Source organism: Mesorhizobium sp. M0761 (genome assembly GCF_040320205.1).
Taxonomy (GTDB): Bacteria; Pseudomonadota; Alphaproteobacteria; order Rhizobiales; family Rhizobiaceae; genus Mesorhizobium.
Genome location: NZ_JAMYPF010000002.1, coordinates 285,810 through 298,342, shown reverse-complemented (window position 1 = coordinate 298,342; position 12,533 = coordinate 285,810). Strand labels below are relative to the sequence as shown.

12 protein-coding genes are annotated in these 12,533 nt (G+C 60.1%); 6 read left to right on the top strand and 6 right to left on the bottom strand.

Annotated elements, in window-relative coordinates; all coding sequences use genetic code 11:
* Positions 1–65 precede the first annotated feature (65 nt).
* Both NKI32_RS04365 and NKI32_RS04360 read right to left on the bottom strand, forming a co-directional pair.
* A complete protein-coding gene (locus NKI32_RS04365) occupies positions 66–914 on the bottom strand; it encodes an alpha/beta fold hydrolase (protein WP_353002035.1) in 849 nt (282 codons plus the stop codon).
* A gap of 53 nt (positions 915–967) precedes the next feature.
* Positions 968–1,333 (bottom strand): VOC family protein, encoded by a 366-nt coding sequence (locus NKI32_RS04360; protein WP_023672270.1) that lies wholly within the window; start codon positions 1,331–1,333, stop codon positions 968–970.
* A 147-nt stretch (positions 1,334–1,480) separates the two neighbouring features.
* Here NKI32_RS04360 and NKI32_RS04355 point away from each other — a divergent pair, with 147 nt between their 5' ends.
* Positions 1,481–1,789: a hypothetical protein gene (locus NKI32_RS04355; RefSeq protein WP_353002034.1), complete on the top strand. Its 309-nt coding sequence runs from the start codon at positions 1,481–1,483 to the stop codon at positions 1,787–1,789.
* Positions 1,790–1,821: 32 nt separating this feature from the next.
* Positions 1,822–2,712: a sigma-70 family RNA polymerase sigma factor gene (locus NKI32_RS04350; protein ID WP_353002032.1), complete on the top strand. Its 891-nt coding sequence runs from the start codon at positions 1,822–1,824 to the stop codon at positions 2,710–2,712.
* A 30-nt stretch (positions 2,713–2,742) separates the two neighbouring features.
* Here the strand turns inward: NKI32_RS04350 and NKI32_RS04345 are convergent, their stop codons facing one another.
* Entirely contained in the window at positions 2,743–3,471 is a 729-nt protein-coding gene (locus NKI32_RS04345; protein ID WP_031243299.1) for a GntR family transcriptional regulator, read from the bottom strand.
* 174 nt (positions 3,472–3,645) lie between these two features.
* Between NKI32_RS04345 and NKI32_RS04340 the strand changes: the two genes are divergently transcribed.
* Complete coding sequence (locus tag NKI32_RS04340) at positions 3,646–4,188, top strand: autotransporter (RefSeq protein WP_353002030.1); 543 nt, start codon at positions 3,646–3,648, stop codon at positions 4,186–4,188.
* Positions 4,189–5,069: 881 nt separating this feature from the next.
* Here NKI32_RS04340 and NKI32_RS04335 read toward each other — a convergent pair.
* The 3 genes from NKI32_RS04335 to NKI32_RS04325 are packed head-to-tail and all read right to left on the bottom strand — an operon-like array spanning position 5,070 to position 7,952.
* Positions 5,070–5,684: a short chain dehydrogenase gene (locus NKI32_RS04335; RefSeq protein WP_352514409.1), complete on the bottom strand. Its 615-nt coding sequence runs from the start codon at positions 5,682–5,684 to the stop codon at positions 5,070–5,072.
* 22 nt (positions 5,685–5,706) lie between these two features.
* Positions 5,707–6,579, bottom strand: coding sequence for a dihydrodipicolinate synthase family protein (locus NKI32_RS04330; RefSeq protein WP_352514408.1), 873 nt, complete (start codon positions 6,577–6,579; stop codon positions 5,707–5,709).
* Positions 6,580–6,596: 17 nt separating this feature from the next.
* Positions 6,597–7,952, bottom strand: a complete 1,356-nt coding sequence (locus NKI32_RS04325; RefSeq protein ID WP_353002028.1) for an NAD(P)/FAD-dependent oxidoreductase — start codon at positions 7,950–7,952, stop codon at positions 6,597–6,599.
* 137 nt (positions 7,953–8,089) lie between these two features.
* Here NKI32_RS04325 and NKI32_RS04320 point away from each other — a divergent pair, with 137 nt between their 5' ends.
* The 3 genes from NKI32_RS04320 (at position 8,090) to NKI32_RS04310 (ending at position 12,488) form a co-directional block, all read left to right on the top strand.
* Positions 8,090–8,998: a LysR substrate-binding domain-containing protein gene (locus NKI32_RS04320; RefSeq protein ID WP_352514406.1), complete on the top strand. Its 909-nt coding sequence runs from the start codon at positions 8,090–8,092 to the stop codon at positions 8,996–8,998.
* Positions 8,999–9,241: 243 nt separating this feature from the next.
* A complete protein-coding gene (locus tag NKI32_RS04315) occupies positions 9,242–10,783 on the top strand; it encodes a trimethylamine methyltransferase family protein (protein WP_353002027.1) in 1,542 nt (513 codons plus the stop codon).
* Positions 10,784–10,838: 55 nt separating this feature from the next.
* On the top strand, positions 10,839–12,488 hold the full coding sequence (locus NKI32_RS04310; RefSeq protein ID WP_352514404.1) for an ABC transporter substrate-binding protein: 1,650 nt from the start codon (positions 10,839–10,841) through the stop codon (positions 12,486–12,488).
* Positions 12,489–12,533: the final 45 nt, after the last annotated feature.

Here is a 12,533-nt window from a genome sequence, read left to right as displayed (position 1 = left end):
CCGGTAATTTCATGGGAGAAGGGCATTGTGCATGCGGACGCTCCTTTCCTATTGGACTGACGATCTCACGCGCCTCTGAGCGTCAGGTGCAAGGTCTCGGCGAAGCGATCGGGATAGGGCGCAAAGCCCATATGGTCGCCGGGGAAGGCGGCGCGCTTGCTGCCGAGCCTGTCGGCCAGCGCCTTGCCCATGCCGTCGATCGGCTGGCCGATGGACTCTTCGCCGATGCCGACCACGACCGGGCGGCCGCGCAGCGCCCCGATATCAGGACGGTAGAGCGACAGCGGCATGACGCCATGCGCCAGCCAGTATTCGAAATTGCCGCTGACCCTGGCAAAGGTCTCGGCCTCCTCGGGCGACGGTTCGAACGAAGGCGGTCCGTCCTGCGGCCCGGCTTCATCCTGACCCGGCCCTTCCGACAGGCTGTTCTCGCTGAAGAATTTCTGCATCGCCGCCTCGACACCCTGGCTGCGATAGGTGTCGTGCAGGTCGCGCATGCCGGCCAGTGACGGCGACGGGTCGTCGAGCAGCATCATGCTGGGCGGCTCATGCGCCACCAGTGCACGAACCCGGCCGGGATGGCGGGCGGCGAGGTTGAGCCCGATCTGGGCGCCGCCGCTGGTGCCGAACACATAGGCCGGTCCGGCGCCAAGCGCCTCGATCAATCGCGCGGCATCGTCGCCATGGACATCGAGGTCCTGCTCTTGCGGCTCTCCGTCGAAGGTGCTGCGCGAATTGCCGCGCGGATCATAGGCGACCACCGTGTAGCGGTCGGCGAGGTGGCCCGCGACATCGGCGAAGACGCCGGCGTCCTGCGGTCCGCCGGGGATTATCAACAGTACGGGGCCGGAACCGCGCATCTCATAATAGAGGCTGGCGCCCGGTACTTTCAGCGTCGACGTTTGGGGGGTCATGTCCATCTCTCCTGTTGTTCTCATGTCAAAGTTCGGCTTTGCGCCGGGTCCGATCATTTGCTGGCGACAACCATGCGGTTGCCCTCGCTGTCGCGGAATTCGGCGACCGTGCGGCCCGGCTGCCAAGGCGCTTCCTGCGGCTCGGTGATGATTTCGACGCCGCGCGCCTTCAGGCCCGCGACCGTTGCCTCGACATCGCCATCAACGAGCACCAGCACGGGCTCAGTGCCCGGCGTGTCATCGGGGCGTTTGACGAAATGCAAATTGGTGACGGCGCCGGGAAATGTCAGCTCGATCCAGCGCCAGCCGCTGTCGCCCATCAGCTGGTCCTCCGCCACCTGGCAAGCAAGATGTCCGGTGTAGAAGGCCTTGGCGCGGTCCTGGTCGAACACCGGCAATTCGGCAAACTGGATGTGCATGATGGGTCTCTCCTGCTCCTGGACGGCTGCCGCGCAGCCGTCGACGGGAAAGACGATCCGGACGATCGAAAAGATTCGCCGGGCGACGAATCTTTTCGAGGCCGCGAAACGTCTTCTCTGTGCAGAGTTGAAAAACAGGAGACGACAATGGGCTACAATCTCATCCGCTACGGCGTGAAGGACGAAAGCATCGCCGAGAACCGTATGCTGGTTGCACAGGTGTTCGAGGCACTCGACGACACGAATCCGCAATCCGTGCGCTACCTCGTCCTGGAACTGGAGAATGGCGAGTTCATCCATCTTATCAGCCAGGATGGCGACGGCCTGACCGGGCTCGCAGCCTTCAAGGCCTTCAGCGCCGATCATGCCGGACGCCGCTCGACGCCGCTTGCCAGATCGCCGGCAAAGATCGTCGGCAATTATCGTATGCTGGCCGGCGAGGTCGTGCCGGCTTGAATGCAAAGACCGGCATTTTGGGAACGGACAGGATGAACACAGCAAAACTCGACCGCGTTGCCCTGGAGGCGATGCTCGGCTCCTTGCGACCGAAGCTGCACCGCTACTGCGCCCGCATGGCCGGCTCGGTGATCGATGGTGAGGACATCGTCCAGGAGACACTGATCAAGGCACTGCAGGCCATCGACGGCGACGCCGCCGTCGAGCGTCCGGAGCAATGGCTGTTCCGCATAGCCCACAATGCCGCGCAGGATCATCTGCGCCGGCGCCAGCGGGAGCAGGCGCGCATGAGCGAGACCGACATGACGACGATCGAAGACCCCTCCGCCAGCGCCGATGCGAGGCTCGCCACCGCCGCCAGCCTGCGAAGCTTCATGCAGCTGGCAACAGTGCAGCGCAGCGCCGTGATCCTTGTCGACGTGCTTGGCCTCAGCCTGCACGAAACCTGCGAAGTGTCCGGCGCGACCCTGGCTGCGACCAAGGCAGCGCTCCATCGCGGGCGGTCGCAGCTGCGCCTGCTGGCGTCACAGGACGAGCAGGCGCCTGCCCCAAAGCTCGACGCCGACGACGAGCGGCGCCTGCGCCGCTATGTCGACCTGTTCAACGCGCGCGACTTCGACGCCGTGCGCGCGTTGATCGCCGAGGATATCCAGCTTGAAGTCGTCAACCGCACCCGCATGCGCGGCAAGGCGCAGGTTTCCAACTATTTCGGCAATTACGACCGTGTCCAGGACTGGGCGCTGTCGCTCGGCTTCGTCGACCGCAGGCCGGCCATCCTGATCCGCAACCCGCAAACGGGAGATGACGCCGTGCGCGGCTTCATGCTGGTCGACTGGCAGGATGGAAAGGTCAGCCATATCCGCGATTTCCGCTACGCGCCCTATTGCCTTGCCGATGCGGACATCCGCTTCATCGACGGGTAAGCATCGGCCAGAGAGCGCGGGCTTCGCGCCTCAGGCGAAGCTTTGCAAATTGGCGTCCTGCAGCTTGGAGCCGGCGAGCAAGGCCTCGAGCACCTGCTTCTTGAGCGACAGGCACTGCGAACGGGCAAGCTTTGCGATGGCCGAGACCTCGGCCAGCTCGCAGGCAAGCACCAACTCCTTCTGCTGGCCGATGATCGCTTGCGTGAAGTCGCGCGATTTGAAGCCGAGATGGAGGACACGCTCCGACTGGTCGAGCGTTTGGTCGAGCAGGCGAACTAGGCGCAGATTGCCGGAGAGTTCGGCCAGGGCCAGGCGAAAGGCGCGGTCGGCCGCCAGAAAGGCGACATGGCTGCGCAGCGTCTCCGGCTTCAGCACCTTTTGCGCCGCCAGCCTGATGTCGTCGAGCCCGCGTTCGGTGAGGTTGGCCGCGGCCACCCGGAACACTTCCGGCTCGATCAGGCTGCGGACGTCGAAGATCTCGTCGACGTCGCGCAGGCTAAGCGGTGCGATGACATAGCCGCGGCGCGGCTCGCTCTTGATCAGCCCTTCCTGCGTCAGGCGGGCCAAAGCCGAGCGGATCGTCGCCTTTCTGATCTGGTAGCGGTCGCCGATCTGCTTTTCGGTCAGGCTTTCGCCGGGTTGCAGGACGCAGGCGACGATGTCGCTCTTCAGCTGCTCATAAGCTTCCTCGCTGCGCAATATGTCGGCGGTCGACGGCGCCTTGACGGCGGACGGTGACACTGATTTCGGAAGAGCCATATCTGCCTGCCCGTTTGGTCTGCCCGCGTGGTCTGCCCGCGTGGTCTGCCCGCGTGGTCTGCCCGCGTAGTCTGCTTGCCGGTTTCGACCATCCGGTTGACGGGTCTGCCGGCATTCGCTAGGTCTGAGCATCTCAGTTGTATTGATTGAGCTTCCCAATGGAGATGACGACAAATGTCTCTTGCCGCCAACTCGCCTCTTTACGCCGTAACCTCCGATATCGTCAACGCAGCCAAAGGTGCTCATGCCTTCGAACGGGTCAAGGCGGTGCTGCGCGAACACACCGACCGCTTCCATGCATCAGGCGTGCTCGCGCATGAGGAAGACGACGATGAGGTGCTGCTGCATGCCAGCCCTGACTTGACCATCTACCACATCACGCTGTCACCCGGCCTGCAGTACCCGCCGCACAACCATCTGATGGATGCGCTGATCGGCATCTACAAGGGCAGCGAGACCAACTTCATCTATCCCGTCGACGGCAGCGAGATCGATGCGCCGGAACGCCACGACATCGCGGCGCCCGCGGTGGTGCATATGACCCCGGATACGGTGCATGCGGTCGCCAACACCGGCAGTGCCCGCTCAGGCGCACTGCATGTCTATCTCGGCAATCTGACCGAGACCCACCGCCACATGTGGAGTCCGGACAGCACCCAGGCCGAGCCGTTCGACAATGAGCGGTATCTGGCTGGGGCGAGGCCGATTGGGCCCTGATCCGGGAAAGGCGGAAGAAAAGTGAGCGTGCTGCGCGGCGGCGTGAATGAGCATTCAGCGTCGCTGCGCCCAGATAACGGTCGCCGCGTACTCTCCCGTTTCAAGAACATCGCAGCGCGTTTATAGCGCAGTCAGGCTGACGACTGGGGTAATAAATGAAGAAGCCCGGAATAGGCGGCGTCCAGTTCTCCAGCACTCGGATGAGGCGGTGCTCGGCAACGTGTTCCGCGACCTGCTCTTCATATGCGAGCCCAAGACCGAAAGCGGATCGCAGGAAATCGCAGATTCGGCGGAAATGGCGCGCCCGAAGAGAAGCAGCGCACGATCGCCTTAAGCATTGATTCTGTTTATCTATTTTCATCGTATCGTAGCACGCCTGTAGCATGAATCGGCGACAAAGGCCAGTGCGGCTAGCCGAAAGATTGGGGCACCGATCTTGCAACGCTTGCGTTGGCAATGACTGATCTGGGCTGAGGGCGGACGTTCCGGCTTTCGGGATGTTTGCAGTCCGGAAGCAGACGTTCATGCACAGTGTGGCTTGCAACGCGGTGCACGAATTCCGGCATGAAAGCATCTCAATCAGTTCGATCCGGAAACGCTATTGCCTCTCCCGACGCAGCGGATTGCGTTTCGTAGACGTACACCAATCGCGGTAATGGTTCCGGTCATTGTTCTGCGGTTATCGTCGGCAAGGTGACAGTCCGGGTAGACGAGCATAGCGATCTGGCTGAATGGCTCTGTGAAAATACGGGGGCGCTCTAGAGTGGTGATCGATGTGTCGCCGCTCAAACGTGCCCAATGCAACAAGCGGGCCGAGGTCTTCATATCCAGAGTATTTCCCTGCGCCAGCTCGCAGATCTGCCCGTTGTGCCACATTCGGGTCAGCGATCTCGTGACCATCCAATCCTGTAAACGCATCCTGTTTGCTTGCCTTCGACACATTTGACGTAACCAAGCACCACGTCGTTCGTCGCGACGGCCTTCGAACCCCGGAAGTAAGGACCGTAGAGTGCAGAGGACTCCTCGAGCATAGTCGGACCCACCAGATTGATCCGACGATCTTGCCGAAGCTCAATTGCAGCACTTCGGACAAATCCCTCGAGCGCGCCGTTGACGATCGCGGACGATGTCCCAAGCGGTATCGGATCGTCGTTCGTTGGACCGGAGGTCAACGTGAACGATCCTTCCTCGCGAAGGAATTTAAGTCCAAGTCTGACAAGGTTCACCTGCCCCATAAGTTTGCTTTGCAAGCCGATTGCATACTGCTCAATGGTGAACTCCGCGAGCGGGGCGAAATGAACCGTGCCCGCTGTGCATACCAGGGCATCGAACTCGCCGATCTGGCTGAACATTCGACTTATGCTCGAGGGATCGTCGATATCGACCCGGAAATCGCCGGTGCTTCGGCCGACAGCGATGACATCATGCCGTCTGCCGAGTTCGGCCGACACGGCCTTGCCGATCACGCCACTCGCACCAACATGAACGATTCTCACGAAGCCCTCGCCTCTCTTCGCTCTAGACGCCCAACGGTTCAAGCGAACGGCGAAGCTGCGCTTCCTGATCTGCCGATAGCTTTCTCAATGGGCTGCGAACATTTCCTGTCCCGTAGCCGCGCAGTTGCGCCGCTCGAAGCACCGACGGCGTATAGGGCGACCTCCAGATAAAGAGCAACGAGGGCAACATGCGCTGCCAGAGCGCTAGCGCCTGTTCGTACTCATTGCGGTCCACCAATCTATATAGCTCGACCGCTTCAGAAGGCATGTAATTCGCACCGCCCCATATGACGCCGCGTGCCCCGGCCATCAACGCGTAGAGTGTGGTGGTGTCGCAGCCATTGAGGACCGTGCCGCTTGTCTGCAGGTATTCCTGATGGACAGTAAAGTCCCCTGCACTGTCCTTGATGTAGTTGAAGTTCTTCAACTGGCTCAGGCGCTCAAACAGCTGTGGTGAAACCGAAATGCCGGTGGCCTGTGGGATGTTGTAGCCGACCAGGTCGATACCCAGTTCGGCATCGACCGCTTTGTAGAAGTCGAAGATTCCCTGCTCATCACTCGGACCCTCCAGGTAGGGTGGCAGCACCATCAATGCGTCGGCGCCGACGGACTCCGCGTGACGCGACCTTCTGATGACTTCGTCCATATTCAAAGCGGAGGTCTGGCAAATGACGTTGCAGCGACCAGCTATTCGCTTTGCGCCTACTTCGTAGAGGCGGTTGCACTCGGCCTCGGTAAGATAGGGATGTTGCCCGGTCCCTGAGCCAAGCACCAGCCCGTGAACACCTGCGGCGACGTACTTGTCGATCAGATCCTCGAAAATCGAATAGTTGATCGCACCATTCTCATCGAACGGTGTCTGCATTGCCAGATTTATGCCCTTCAGGTCCGCCATGATCTCTCTCGTTGTATCTAGACTTCAGCTCCGGCCTGTCGGAAACGGACCGCGGTTACGATTCGAACGCCCATCGCTGTGACAGGCCTGGGATACGGCTTGCTGGGACTTGCGCGAGTCTTGAGGATGTCGACTACCGGCGACGATCGCCCTGACGCCAGGTCGGCTATGGCCTTGCCGAAGGCAGCTCCTCGCGCGACGCCTGTACCGTTGCAGAATGCGGCGCCGTAGACCTTCTCCGCCAACTCGCCGAAGACCATTCCGCCATTTTGCGCGAGAGTAAGAAGGCCACCCCAACTGGCCTCGAATCCCATCGACGAGAGCTCCGGCCACCGCCGATCGAATGCGATCTGCTGCTGCACCCGAGCCTTCATCACGTCCTGCGTGGTGGTCTTGAAGTCCGTCGCATAGGAATAGACGTTGCGAAGGAAAAGCCGGTTGTCGATCGTGCGACGAACCGTCGTGCCGAAGCTGTTGGCTGGGATAAGTCCGTAAGCTCTCTTGTTCCCCACCTGCGAAAGCTCGCTCTCGGTTAGCTGTCGTGTCATGCTCGCAAATGTGTACAGCGGTATAGCGCGGTTGTCGAAGAAACCGAACTTGGTCAGATAGCCTGACGCGCAGATGATGACCTTCGACGCCCTGATAGTTCCGGTGGGGGTCTCGCAGACGTGCTTCGGTGCCCCGAACTGCACCGCCACGATGGGGGTGTTTTCGTGAACGGTGACGTTCGCGGGCAGGCTTCTTGTCGCATTCTGGAGATATTTCGCAGGCTGGACCAAGACGGTGCCGGGATGATGCAAGGCTTTGATGTAGTGCTTGCTGCCGGTGATCGCCTGAATTTCGGGGGTCTCCACCCAGCTGTAGTTCTGGCCAAGCTTATCCAGCGCCTCCGAAAAGCGGTGCAGGTCCTCCACGCCGTGAGCGGTGGCCGCGCTGTGGTATTTTCCCTGCGCGTCCCAGTCGCAATCGACCCCATGCTCTTCGACAGCGCTTCGGATGTAGGCGATCCCGTCCAGGTTAACGAACAACTCTTCCTTGTTCCCTTTGATGTCTTCGACGAAATCGCGCTTCCGGGGATTGTGCGCGAGATCGATGACGAAACCCATGCACCGTCCGGATGCATTGTTGCCAATGCGCCCGGCATCTACCAAGACAACCGAAGACTGCGGGTTGAGTTCGGCAAATCGACGGGCCGCGTGCAGCCCCATCCAGCCGCCGCCAATCACCAGGCAGTCACATGCAACGTCGCCTTCTTGAGGTAGCAGCGCCAACTCCGGCCCTGACGTAGTGTACCAACCGGACATAGTCGGTTCGGGATGGGGTGGCTGAACGACTTTGCGCTCTTTCGTCATCGTTTGGTTGAACGAATTCACTGCCAACTCGCTGGGTTCAGGCGACCGATGACGAAGGCTTGGCAACAATCCGCGGTCGCATTGTTTGCCTGTTCGAATAGACCAGTTGGCGGGCATCTCGTAGACGGAAAAGATGGCGTCTGATATAGAACTGCTTCATGTCAAAGCTTCGTAGCCTGGTGCCTTCGACGCATTCGCTTTTTGTCTTCGAAGCGGCTGCCCGAACCCTGAGTTTCAAAAGCGCAGCCAGCGAGCTCAACGTGACGCAACCGAGCGTCTCGCACTCGATCAAGTCGTTCGAGAAGCATTGCGGGACCGCGCTCTTTGCCCGTGATAATCGAGGCGTGCAGCTGACGGAGGCTGGCCGGCAGCTCTACGATGAGGTGCGCACCAGTTTCCGCCGTCTGGAACAGAGGCTTGAGACCATCTCCGATCGCGGAAAGAAATACATCACTTTTGCTGCGTCGACATCCCTAGCCGCACATTGGCTTGCGCCTCAACTCTATCATTTCCAGGAAGAACATCCGGACGTTATGATCAAGGTTGTCGCCACCGATCGGGATATCGAGCCCGATCACGAAGTGGACGTCACCGTATGGGTGCGCCCACGGGATTTTGACAGTACGAATAGTTGGTTCGTATGCGACGAGATCATTTTTCCCGTCTGCTCCCCCGCATATCTTCTGGCACATGCCGCTCCAAAGAGCGTCGATGAATTGGTTCGACACCAGCTCATTCATTCGTCCGATGCTTTTCGCAAGCGAATGAGCTGGCCGGAATGGGTCGCGCTTGCAGGCGGAGATGCCAACGAGACAAAGCCTAACATTGTATTCAATGACTATCAGCTGACGCTTCAAGCAGCTCTTGCAGGCGAAGGAATCGCATTGGGATGGTCTCTGACCGCCCAACACCTGCTCAACAACCGCCAGCTGGTTCGGCCCATCGCGACCGAGATCAAGACCGACCGCGCCTTCTTCCTCTTGTCAAATGAAGATGCCGGCAAAAACAAGAAGTGCAAGGTTCTTGTGGACTGGTTCCTCGCTCAGTCGAAGGAATTGCGCCCTTAGACCGGCTACCGGCGTCGCGCCCCGGTTCCTGACCTCGCCGCGTCGGCTATCCTTACCAGGTAACCGGCACCTGCGCCGTCGACCCAGGTATAAACTGAGTTTAACGCCAGCGAAACCTTTTGCGAGTCCTCAGGGCGTTCGCCGAACCCTATCATCAAAGTCAATGAGCAGGGCCGCGTTCCTTACGCGGACCGAAGAAGGCTCTTTTGACGGCGACCTTTTGCGCCCCTCTGGGAAAACGCGATGTTGGACACTGATACTCCCGCAATCCGGCGCCGCGGAGGACGCGCGTCGGTCGTAGCCGCCCGGGAAGCAGAGAAGAGGCCTCGCGTCTCGACCATCAAGTACGGCATTCGGCCTGTGGAGGCCGTCACGGCTGAGCAGCTTGAGCGCATTCACCAGGCTTCGTTGGCGATCTTGCGCGAGATCGGAATCGAATTCCGCGATGAAACGGCGATCCGGCAATGGAAGGAGGCTGGCGCCGACGTCCAAGGCCAGCGTGTGCGCCTCGATGGCGAGATGCTGATGCATCTGATCTCCAAGGCGCCATCCCGTTTTGAGATGACATCTCGCGATCCGTCACAGCGTTTCGAGATCGCGCCGGACACAATGACCTTCGGCGCCATGCAAGGCGCGCCAAACGTCCGTGACCTTCAGGGTGTGCGACGCGCATCCACGATCGAGGATCTGCGGAACATGAACCGGCTGACCCAGATGCTGCCGGGGTTCCATATCGCCGGCGGGTTCACCTGTGAGCCGACCGACATCGCTGTTCCATGGCGCCATTTGCACATCAACCATTCGAGCCTGGTGGAAACCAACATGCCCTTCTTCGGTCTGACGACCGGGAGACAGCGAGCCGAGGACTCGATCGCCATGGGGCAGATCGTCCATGGCACGGCTTTTATGGACCAGAACGCGGTGATGATGGGGCACGTATCGGGAAACTCACCGCTGGTTTGGGATTCGACCATGCTGGAAGGGCTCCGCGCTTTCGTCGAAGCGAACCAGGTCGTCCTGCTGTCGCCTTTTGTGCTCGGTGCCGCAAACACTCCCGCCGACATCCCGGCCACAATCGCCCAGTTGAACGCCGAGGCGCTGGCAGCCCTCGCCTACACCCAGTTGGTCAGGCCCGGCGCCAAAATGATCTATGGGCAATATTCAGTCTCGGTGTCGATGCGCAGCGGCGCCCCGATGTCCGGCATGCCCGAAGTCACTCTGATCAACGCCGTCATCGGCCAACTGGCAAGGCGGTATGGTCTGCCGTGGCGAACGACTGCATCCCAGTCATCCGCCAAGACCTTTGATGCTCAGTCCGGCTACGAGTCGGCGATCGCTTACATGTCGGGGGCGAGCGCAGGCGCGAACCTGATGATGCACGCGGGCGGCTGGGATGAGGCCGGCCTCGTATGCTGCATGGCGAAGTTTGTCGCCGATGCCGAACAGAACCTGCTGATCGAAAAATACGCGCGGGGGATTTCGTTCGAGCATTTCGACGACGCTCTCGAGGCAGTGCGGCGCATCGGCCCCGGCGGCCACTATCTCGGAGATTCCTTCACGCTCAAGCGCTTTAAGGACGCATTCTTCGCGCCTGAGATCCTCGATTACCTCAGCTATGAGCAGTGGAAGGTCAAAGGCTCCAAGGATATGGCGCAGCGCTGCCGTGAGAAAGCGACATCGATCATCGCGAGTTACGAGCAGCCGCAGATGGATCCAGCCGTGCGCGAGGAACTCGATGCATTCGTGGCGCATCGCCAGGAGGAAATCTCGCCAAGCCTCGCCTAGGCATCCAAGAACCCACGCGATCAATATCCGGGAAACACTAACAAGGGAGAAGAAAATGGGACTGTTCAGAAGCAATGGGAATCACGTTCCGGCTGCCATCGAAAAGATGGCGAGCGACGTCAAAGCCGGACAAATGGACCGGCGCGAGTTTCTCGCGCTTGCAAGCACGTTCGGCGCCTCGGCTGCGATGGCCTACGGCTTGATCGGCGTGGCATTGCCGCAGCCCGCACGCGCGGCCGAGCCGAAGAAGGGCGGGACTCTGCGCGTGTCCATGCCGGTCAAGGCGCAGAAAGACCCACGTACCTATGACTGGGTTGAACTTGCCAACATTTCTCGCTGCTGGCTCGAACCGCTGGTTCGCTACACACATGAATTCACATTTGAACCTGTCCTGCTGGAAAGCTGGGAGGTCAATGAGGATGCCACCGAATATGTCTTCCATGTCCGGAAGGGCGTGACCTGGAACAATGGCGACGCTTTCGACGCCGATGACGTAGTCCTCAACATCACCCGCTGGTGCGAGAAGGGCGTCTCCGGCAATTCGATGGCCGCGCGCGTCGGGGGACTGATCGATACCAAGACCGGCAAGGCGAGAGATGGAGCGATCGTCAAGGTCGATGACCATACCGTCAAGCTCAAGCTGAGCGACCCGGACATCGCCATCATCGCGAATTTCACCGACTACCCTGGACTGATCGTCCATCGCAGTTTCGATGCCGGCGGCGCCGACCCGGTCGCAAAGCCGATCGGAACGGGCGCCTTCGAACTGGTATCCTACGCGGTCGGCAGCAAGGCTGAAGTCAAGCGGCGGGAGAATGGCAAATGGTGGGGCGGCGAAGCTCTGCTGGATGGAGTGCAATTCATCGATTATGGCACCGACTTCCAGGCAACGGTGGCAGCCTTCGACTCCGGTGAGATCGATGTGAATATGGAGACACCGGCTGACTTCATCGACATTCTGGACAAGATGGACGTGGTCAAATCGGAGGTCGCCACCGCAACGACGCTGGTGTGCCGCACCAACACGGCCAACAAACCCTATGACGACAAGAAGGTCCGTAATGCGCTGCAGATGGCGGTCGACAACAACACCATCCTTCAACTCGGCTATGCAGGACGGGGAACGGTCGGCGAAAACCATCACGTCGCGCCGATCCATCCGGAATATTATGCCTTGCCCAAGAAGAGCCGGGACGTCGAGGGCGCGAAGAAACTCATTGCTGAATCCGGACATGCCGACTTCGAGCATGAACTAATTTCGATCGACGAAGACTGGCAGAAAAACACCGGTGACGCCATTGCGGCGCAGCTTCGAGAGGCCGGCATCAAGGTCAAGCGCACGGTGCTTCCGGGTTCGACTTTCTGGAACGACTGGGCGAAGTATCCCTATTCGCTGACCGTTTGGTACATGCGACCGCTCGGGGTGCAGGTCCTGGCGCTGGCTTATCGCACTGGCGAGGCGTGGAATGAGACTGCGTACGCAAACGCCGACTTCGATGCCAAGCTCAAAAAGGCGTTCTCGGTCAGCGACGCCGCCAAGCGGAAGGAACTGATGCAGGACATCGAAGACGTGCTGCAGGATTCTGGGGTCATCATCCAGCCGTTCTGGCAAAGCCTCTTTGGTCACATGAACAAAAAAGTTCAGAATTATGCAATCCATCAGACTTTCCAGATGGATTTGCAGAAAGTCTGGCTGGCAGCCTAGCAGACTCCCAAGGCTCCAACCGGAAGCCTGGTCGGTGCGCCATCG

Excerpts from the sequence above, each read along its gene's own strand:
- NKI32_RS04365 (WP_353002035.1), bottom strand. The coding sequence starts at position 914 with ATGACCCCCCAAACGTCGACGCTGAAAGTACCGGGCGCCAGCCTCTAT.
- NKI32_RS04360 (WP_023672270.1), bottom strand. The coding sequence starts at position 1,333 with ATGCACATCCAGTTTGCCGAATTGCCGGTGTTCGACCAGGACCGCGCC.
- NKI32_RS04355 (WP_353002034.1), top strand. The coding sequence starts at position 1,481 with ATGGGCTACAATCTCATCCGCTACGGCGTGAAGGACGAAAGCATCGCC.
- NKI32_RS04350 (WP_353002032.1), top strand. The coding sequence starts at position 1,822 with ATGAACACAGCAAAACTCGACCGCGTTGCCCTGGAGGCGATGCTCGGC.
- NKI32_RS04345 (WP_031243299.1), bottom strand. The coding sequence starts at position 3,471 with ATGGCTCTTCCGAAATCAGTGTCACCGTCCGCCGTCAAGGCGCCGTCG.
- NKI32_RS04340 (WP_353002030.1), top strand. The coding sequence starts at position 3,646 with ATGTCTCTTGCCGCCAACTCGCCTCTTTACGCCGTAACCTCCGATATC.
- NKI32_RS04330 (WP_352514408.1), bottom strand. The coding sequence starts at position 6,579 with ATGGCGGACCTGAAGGGCATAAATCTGGCAATGCAGACACCGTTCGAT.
- NKI32_RS04320 (WP_352514406.1), top strand. The coding sequence starts at position 8,090 with ATGTCAAAGCTTCGTAGCCTGGTGCCTTCGACGCATTCGCTTTTTGTC.
- NKI32_RS04315 (WP_353002027.1), top strand. The coding sequence starts at position 9,242 with ATGTTGGACACTGATACTCCCGCAATCCGGCGCCGCGGAGGACGCGCG.
- NKI32_RS04310 (WP_352514404.1), top strand. The coding sequence starts at position 10,839 with ATGGGACTGTTCAGAAGCAATGGGAATCACGTTCCGGCTGCCATCGAA.